This is a genomic window from Jannaschia seosinensis (genome assembly GCF_001408515.1).
Taxonomy (GTDB): Bacteria; Pseudomonadota; Alphaproteobacteria; order Rhodobacterales; family Rhodobacteraceae; genus Jannaschia; species Jannaschia seosinensis.
The window spans coordinates 1-7798 of record NZ_CYPR01000090.1; the positions used below are offsets into that span (position 1 = coordinate 1).

A 7798-nucleotide genomic window follows, 5' to 3' on the forward strand; every position below is an offset into this window, starting at 1 on the left:
TCATGCGGATCGCGAAGGGGATCTCCTGCTCGACGAGAAAAGTGAACCATTCCTGACCGATGAACTCGCGATCCGCCAGCAGCATCCGAACGGTTGAGGCGTCGAAATACGCGAGATACCGCTTCATCAGCGCGATGCGCTGAGCGGTCGTGCTGTTGCCGGAATGCGGGAGCATGGTCCACATCAACGGGACACGGAACCTGGCCGTGATGACGGCCAACACGAGGACGTTAACGTCGGTCTTGCCGATCTTCCAGTTGGTGCGGTCAAGACACAGATGCCAAGGGCGAGGGTTGCCGAGCAGCGAGATCACGATGCCCACGCTCCAATCCTCGGGCAGGCACACGTGTTGGAAGAAGCGTTGCAGACGGCGATAGGTCGATGCAACCATGGCGCGACTTGGCCGCTCGCTCGCGATATGCGTCAGGTTCACCGTTCGGGCGCTGATCATGCCAAGCAGGATCATGCAGAGCGTCTCGAGCCGTGACTTGCCCAACGGCACATGCGGAGTTAGCGTTTTCTGGAGATCGGCGAGAGCACGGATATTCAAGGGACCGTTCCTTTGGCGAGGTCGAGTCCACCAGAAGAATCTCTCTTGCCGGTCTCGGCCACCCCAAAAACGGCTGTGTCGTGTAGTCTGGCTCCGGAGCGATTTTTCTTCTGTTTTGCGCGACTGGCCCAAAATCGATGAACCCACTCTTCTTCCGTCAAACGATGAGAAGACCAATGCCCGCTGCTCAGCCATCCAGATCCTCAGTCTTAAACGTGATCCACGCCATGGTCGCGGCGGGCCTTCAGCCGGGTGCTGTGCGGGTGAACGTAGACGGATCGTTCTGTGTCGATGTGGCAGGCAATTTCAATGGCGCGCCCTCAGGGCAGCTCGCAAGAAACAAAGGGGCGGAAGTCGCGTCTGAGGATGACGAAGCCCCATCCTGGGAAGACGGATAATGAAGATCGAGAAAACATACGAAGGCCTCTGCGAAGAGAAAACGCCGGCGGGGACACCCCGCTGGCGTGTTCGCGTTGACGGGCAGAAGAAAAAGAGGATCACGATTCCGGTGGGGCCTGACCACGAAGACTTCGAGGACCACTACCTCGCCGCGAGATCCGGGCTGAAGCTGATCGTGAACGAGAAACCCAAACCGGCGAAGAACACGCTCGACGAGTTATGCGAGAAGTTTCTGGAGTGGATGGAAGTGCAGGTCAAAGCCGGAAATCTGAAACAGCCGACGCTCAACAGCCGAATTACCGGCCTGACACAAGCCCGTAACTGCCTTTCACCCAACAAAAAGACACGGATGGGCACGATGAAAGCGTCGCTTCCGCGTGAAGCCTTCGCCCATATCCGCGACTCTTTCGGCGTTCGGACTGGGGCAGCGCACACATGTCTGAAAGCCCTCCGGGCCGCGTATACATGGGGTGAAGACCACGGATATCCGATCGACAGCCCGGTCTTCAAGGTCAAGAGCGGACATGTCGAGAAGGGGGGTGCAGAGCCTTGGAGCGACGCCGACGCAGAAAAATTCCTGGCTTGCCACGGAGAAGGCACGATGGCCCGCCGGTGGTTTCTGCTCGCAGAGGCGACAGCGGGCCGCATCGGTGACATGCACATTCTCGGCCCGCGGCATGAGATGACGCGAAATGAGCGTCTCTACATCCGGTTTCAGCCGTCAAAGCGCGGATCGTCCGAAGTCCAGCTTCCGCTGCCTTGGGACTTCATGTTGGAGGCCGCCAATCTACCCGCAGATGCCGCGGCCTACCTCCTGACAGAGAAGGGCACGCCCTTTGCCTCGTCGGGCTCGCTCGACAACGCGGTCCGTAAATGGATCATCGCGGCGGGTCTCTGCGAGCCTGCGCTCGACGACGACGGCAACCCGATCCTGGAAAAGAACGGGAATCCGAAGATGCGCGCTACCCGATCGCAGCATGGCATCCGCAAGCGCCGCGCAGAGCAGATCGCAGAGGCGTCCGGGTCGGTTTACGAAGTCATGGCCTACCTGTCTCACAGTGATCCCAAAACCGCCGCGATTTACACCAAGCGCGTCGACCGGGCGAAGCTCGCCGAGCGCGCTTTTGTGCGCGCCGAGGCTGCCGCAGAAGCCCGGAGTGTCCCACGCGCCGAAAATCGTGGGACACTGGGCACCATAGAGCCCAGTAAAACAAAGGAAAAGCAGGAAAAGTGGCAGCCCGTAGGGGAATCGAACCCCTCTTTCCAGGTTGAAAACCTGGCGTCCTAACCGATAGACGAACGGGCCACGTTAGCGTGTGGGGTGTTTAGGCGAGGCGTTCGGGGCCTGCAAGCCATTTTCCTGCGCTTTTCGACCATTTTTTTCCTCGGCTATTGCGACCTCATGACCGGTCGGCCTCAGAGGCCAGTGCGACATCCTCGACCTTGAGCTGAACGCTCTCGCGTCCTTGCCAGCGATTGACTTCAAGCCGCCCGGCGACGTGGATCGGAGCCCCGCTTGCACGTTCGATAGCTCCGGCAATGCCTTCGGCTGTGGCCCGGAACGCGATCGCGTCTATCCGCGTGCCGTTGCCGGAAAGCGTCAATTTGAGGTGGCCGTCCCCAACCGCTTGGGTGTGAACGGCGCACAAGTCTGGCAGGGCAAAGCGCGGCGCGGCGGCGCCTTGGCCAAAAGGTCCCGCGCATTCCAGCGCGGTGACGAGATCCCGTGTGGCCGCGCCGGGCATGAGCGTCGCATCCACGATCAGCTCCCGAAGACCCGACTCGCCCGCTCCCTGTCGCGCGAGCAACTCGTCGAGGCGCGCCATGGCGCCTTCGACCCGCTCCGCCTCGACCGTCAAACCGGCGGCCATACGGTGTCCGCCGCCCTTTACCAGCCAACCTTCGGCCGCGAGACGCTGTACCGCGGCGCCAAGATCAACGCCCGCAACGGATCGGGCTGACCCCTGACCCAGCCCGTCTTCGCGCATGCCGATCACGACTGCCGGCCGGTTCAGTGCCTCCTTCAGGCGCGACGCCACGATGCCGACCACACCGGGATGCCAACCGTCGCCCGCCGCCCAAGCCAAGGCGCCTCCGGCGTCGATCCGCGCCTCGGCCTGTGCGCGAGCCGCGTCGGTCACGCGTGATTCGATGGCGCGGCGCTCGTCGTTGAGCCTGTCCAGCCGTTCGGCCAATGCTGCGGCCTCCGCGGGATCATCCGTCGCAAGAAGCCGCGCTCCCAGATCGGCGGCCCCCACGCGGCCGCCCGCGTTGATGCGAGGTCCCAGAAGGTAGCCGAGATGGTAGCTGGTCGGCGGTCCGTCCATCCGGGCGACGTCGGCCAGCGCAGCGAGACCGGGCCGCCCGCGGCCGCGCAATACCTTCAGACCCTGTTGCACCAGCGCCCGATTGACCCCGATCAGCGGCGCCACATCCGCGACAGTGGCAAGCCCGACGAGGTCGAGCATCTCCATCAGATTCGGCTGCGACAATCCTTTCGCCCGCCGCCGGCGATTCGTCTCCACCAGCGTCAGGAAAACGACGGCGGCGGCGCAAAGATGCCCGAGGGAGCCATCCTCGTCCTGCCGGTTCGGATTCACGACGGCCAGAGCGGGGGGCAACGTTTCGCCGCCGAGATGGTGATCGAGAACCACCACGTCCGTGCCAGCGGCAGCGGCGAGCGCGTCGTGACTGAGTGTGCCGCAATCGACGCAGATGATCAGATCGTGATCGGTGGCCAGTCGCCCGATAGCCGCGGCGTTCGGCCCGTAGCCTTCCTCGATCCGGTCGGGCACGTAGATTGTCGCCGTCTGCCCCAAGGCCCGCAGCCACCAGACCAGCAACGCAGCGGAGGCTCCGCCATCGACATCATAATCGGCAAAGATTGCGACCCGCTCGCCCGCCTTGGCCGCGCGGGCCAACCTTTCGGCTGCCGCCTCCATGTCGCACAGGCGCATCGGGTCGGGCAGCAGGTCCCGCAAGCGCGGCACGAGAAAGTCGGCAACATCCTCGGGTAGGATGCCTCGGCGTGCCAGATGGCGGGCGAGGGGATGCGGCTGGCCGGACTGCGCGATGGCTTCGGCCAGCCGTTCCTGAGTGGCGTCGAGACCAACCCAGCGGCGCCCCGTCGCGGATTTTGAGACGCCAAGATACGACATGGGTCTGCATGTGACCGGCGACGGAACAGAGTGCAAGATGCCTGTCCCGCCGCCGGATCAAGGATACGTCAGCGCGGGTTGCGGTAGTTCATGCGACGGACGGAGCCGGTCTTGGATCGCATCAGGATCGTCTCGGTCGTCAGGTAGCCGGGTTCGCGTCGGATACCGGGCAAAATCGATCCGTCCGTCACGCCGGTCGCCGCAAAAATCACGTCCTGCGTCACCATATCGTCGCGCGTATAGACACGGTCCAAATTGGTGATGCCGGCTTTCTTGGCGCGACCGCGTTCATCATCGTTCCGGAAGGTGAGGCGGCCGAACATCTGCCCGCCCATGCACTTGAGTGCTGCCGCGGCCAAGACGCCCTCGGGTGCGCCGCCGGAGCCCATATACATGTCGATGCCCGTCTTTTCCGCCTCGGCGCAGTGGATCACGCCCGCAACATCGCCGTCGGTAATCAAGCGGATGGCGCAGCCCGTCGTGCGGAGTTCGGCGATCATCTCCTCGTGGCGCGGACGTTCGAGCACGCAGACCGTGATGTCGTCGGTCGAACATCCACGTGCCGCAGCGAGCGCATTGACCCGCTCCGCCGGAGACATGTCCATCGTTACGACACCGTCGCGGTAGCCGGGGCCGATCGCCAGCTTGTCCATGTAGACGTCCGGCGCATGGAGCATCGAGCCGCGCGGACCCATCGCGATGACGGTGAGGGCATTCGGCATGTCCTTTGCCGTCAGGGTGGTGCCTTCGAGGGGGTCGAGCGCGATATCCACCTCGGGGCCGTTGCCGGTTCCGACCTCCTCACCGATGAAGAGCATGGGCGCTTCGTCGCGCTCGCCCTCTCCGATGACGACCGTGCCTGCAATATCGAGCATGTTGAGCTGATCGCGCATCGCATTGACGGCGGCCTGGTCAGCGGCCTTCTCGTCACCGCGTCCGATCAGGCGCGCAGAGGCCATCGCCGCCGCTTCCGAGACACGGGCAAGGCCCAGTGACAGCATCCGGTCGTTGAAATCGATCTTGGACATAAGGCAGGCTCCGCTCTTTCGTTCTGTGTCACGGGCTTACGTTGCGTCGCGCAGTTGGGCAAGCAGCACGGCGCGGCCGTGCGATTTTAGCCGCTCAGGCCGCTTCGATCTGCAGGGCCACAGGCTCGCCCGCGACGACGCCGGTGGCCAGCGCTGCCTGGAGGGCTTCTGCCAAATCGCCGGGTGCGCAGGGGTGGGTGACGATTAGGACGGGCGCCTCGCCGCCTTCGTGGTCGTATTGGCGCATCCGGTCTATCGAAATCCCCGAGCGGCCCAGCGCCGTCGCGACCTGCGCCAAGGCCCCGGGCTCGTCCCGCAGCATCATGCGGAGGTAGTGGGCGCGCGGCGTCGCCGTCTTTGCGCGCGACGGAAGGGCAAGCGCCGCGGCCGGCTGACCGAAGGGCGGCAGGACCAGTCCCCGCGCGATGTCGCAAAGATCCGCCATCACGGCGCTGGCGGTCGGCCCCATCCCAGCCCCTGCACCGCGCAGGACGATCTGGCCCACGGCGTCGCCTTCGAGCACGACCATGTTCATGCCGCCTTCAAGCTGCCCCAGCGGGCTGTCGGCGCGTACGAGGGTAGGGCGCATGGATTGCTCCACGCCGCCATCCGCCGTGCGCCGCGCCTCGCCCAAAAGTTTGATGCGGTAGCCCATGTCGCGGGCGCGGTGAATGTCGTCGATGGAGACGCGCCCGATTCCCTGCAGCGCCACACCATCGAAATCCACGCGGTGCCCGAACGCGATGGCAGACAGGATGGTCAGCTTGTGGGCGGCGTCGATCCCGCCCACGTCTAGGTTCGGGTCCGCTTCGAGAAAGCCGAGGGCCCGGGCTTCCTCGAACACATCGTCGTAGGGCAGGCCTGCTGATTCCATGCGCGTGAGGATGTAGTTGCAGGTGCCGTTCATCACACCGGACACGCGAGTAATGGCGTTGGCGGCCAACCCTTCGATCAACGCCTTGACGACCGGAATGCCACCGGCCACGGCGGCCTCGAAGCGCAGGGCCACGCCGGACGCTTCCGCTGCCTCGGCCAAGGCCTGCCCGTGCAGGGCGAGCATCGCCTTGTTGGCCGTCACGACATGCTTGCCCGCCGCAAGCGCGGCATCGGTCGCGGCCTTAGCCGGGCCGTCGGCGCCTCCCATCAATTCGACGAACACATCCACATCGTCGCGGCGGGCCAGTGTGACGGGATCGTCTTCCCACGCATAGGCAGAGAGATCGACACCCCGATCCGCTTTCCTGCTTCGTGCGGATACGGCGGTGATCGCGATATCGCGCCCGGTCCGCTTGGCGAGGAGGTCGGCGTGAGTTTGCACGATTTGCACGACCCCTGCGCCAACCGTTCCAAGGCCTGCGATCCCGAGGCGGAGGGGTGTGGTCATGGCGGCATCTCCGAGGCGGCTGGCGGTCGCGCGAAGGGGTAGCCGGTCACACCGGGGGGTGCAACGCGAGGCGGGTCAGATTTCCACTGCGCGGAGGGCGGCGGCGCGCTCGCGCAATTGGCGGCCTCGTTCGACGACATCGTCGCCGCCCGGCACCGGAATTGTGGCGCCGCGCAACTCCGCCGCACGAGATGTCAGCGCATCTTGCGCGCCGGCAGCGCGCGAGGGCACGGAGGCTTCGGCCAAGAGCGGCCCGAGGGGTACAAGCTCCGGATACGGCCGCGCGCGCGCAGCGTCGGATATGGTCCCTTCTACCGGTGGCAAATCGGCCGCGCATGCGGCGAGCAACATCAAAAGGGGCAGGGTTCGGATCATGAGCGACACGCTAGGCGCGGGGGGCAGACGCGGCAAGCGGCTTGGAATTGAACACCTGTTCGGTTTACCTCACGCCATGGCAAGACCACAGGGATCCGATGCTGGCGTGACCGGCCCGCGTGTGCGCAAGGCCGCCGAGCGGCTGTTCGCACGGCACGGCTACGCCGCCGTCTCCATGCGAATGATCGCGGCGGAAGTTGGAATAGGTGCGGGCGCGCTGTACCACTACACACCCGACAAGCAGACGCTGCTTGCCGAGTTGATGCGCAATCATCTGGACAGCCTGCTTGCCGCTTGGGATGCGGCGGATCCTGGCGGTGACCCGATCAACCGCCTTGACGCGTTTGCACGATTCCACATCCGGTTTCACATCGACCGGCCCGATGCGGTTTTCATCGCTTATATGGAGTTGCGAGCGCTGGAGGCCGACCGATTTGCGGAGATCGAGGGGCTTCGGCGGCGTTACGAGGCGGTCCCGGAGGGTATTCTGACCGCCGGAATGGCCGCGGGTGCGATGGTCGTGGCCGATGCGAAGCTGGCGGCGATGGCGCTCATCGCGATGCTGACGGGCGTCAACACTTGGTACCGCGAAGGCGGGCGTCTTGATCGCGCCACCGTCGAAGGCGTCTATGCCGACATGGCCTGCGGGATGGTGGGGGCGAAAGCCCCCGCCCGACGTTAACCCGGATAATTCACGAGAAGGCGGCGGAGGTGGCGTAACCGTCTGAAACTCTGCATTTTTTGGTTATCGACGCCAAAGATTCAGATTTCAGCAGGACGACCTCCGCCATGACCCAGTCTACGTGCTCCACGCCCCGCCTGTCACGCCTTAACGGTAAGCCGGTCCTGCTCGGGTTTGACGGCGCCGACATGAGCTCCGACGCCGGCCTGACCCTGCTGCGCG

6 protein-coding genes and 1 tRNA gene are annotated in these 7798 nt (G+C 64.6%); 1 reads left to right on the forward strand and 6 read right to left on the reverse strand.

Translation table 11 applies throughout. The features are described 5' to 3' along the window. The 6 genes from JSE7799_RS07305 to JSE7799_RS20980 form a co-directional block, all read right to left on the reverse strand. Window positions 1–550 (reverse strand): transposase family protein (locus JSE7799_RS07305; protein WP_503089880.1); only part of this gene is annotated, 550 nt, incomplete at its 3' end. A gap of 1630 nt (window positions 551–2180) precedes the next feature. Then, window positions 2181–2255, reverse strand: a tRNA-Glu gene (locus JSE7799_RS07310). Window positions 2256–2349: 94 nt separating this feature from the next. Then, window positions 2350–4107, reverse strand: a complete 1758-nt coding sequence (recJ, locus tag JSE7799_RS07315; protein WP_055663025.1) for a single-stranded-DNA-specific exonuclease RecJ — start codon at window positions 4105–4107, stop codon at window positions 2350–2352. 68 nt (window positions 4108–4175) lie between these two features. Next, window positions 4176–5135: a class II fructose-bisphosphatase gene (gene glpX / locus JSE7799_RS07320; protein WP_055663026.1), complete on the reverse strand. Its 960-nt coding sequence runs from the start codon at window positions 5133–5135 to the stop codon at window positions 4176–4178. 94 nt (window positions 5136–5229) lie between these two features. Then, the gene (locus tag JSE7799_RS07325; protein WP_055663027.1) at window positions 5230–6519 is read right to left on the reverse strand and encodes a homoserine dehydrogenase; all 1290 of its coding nucleotides are present in this window, start codon (window positions 6517–6519) and stop codon (window positions 5230–5232) included. A 75-nt stretch (window positions 6520–6594) separates the two neighbouring features. Next, window positions 6595–6750, reverse strand: coding sequence for a hypothetical protein (locus JSE7799_RS20980; protein ID WP_186201865.1), 156 nt, complete (start codon window positions 6748–6750; stop codon window positions 6595–6597). A 220-nt stretch (window positions 6751–6970) separates the two neighbouring features. Between JSE7799_RS20980 and JSE7799_RS07335 the strand changes: the two genes are divergently transcribed. Beyond that, on the forward strand, window positions 6971–7576 hold the full coding sequence (locus JSE7799_RS07335) for a TetR/AcrR family transcriptional regulator (protein ID WP_055663029.1): 606 nt from the start codon (window positions 6971–6973) through the stop codon (window positions 7574–7576). Window positions 7577–7798 lie beyond the last annotated feature (222 nt).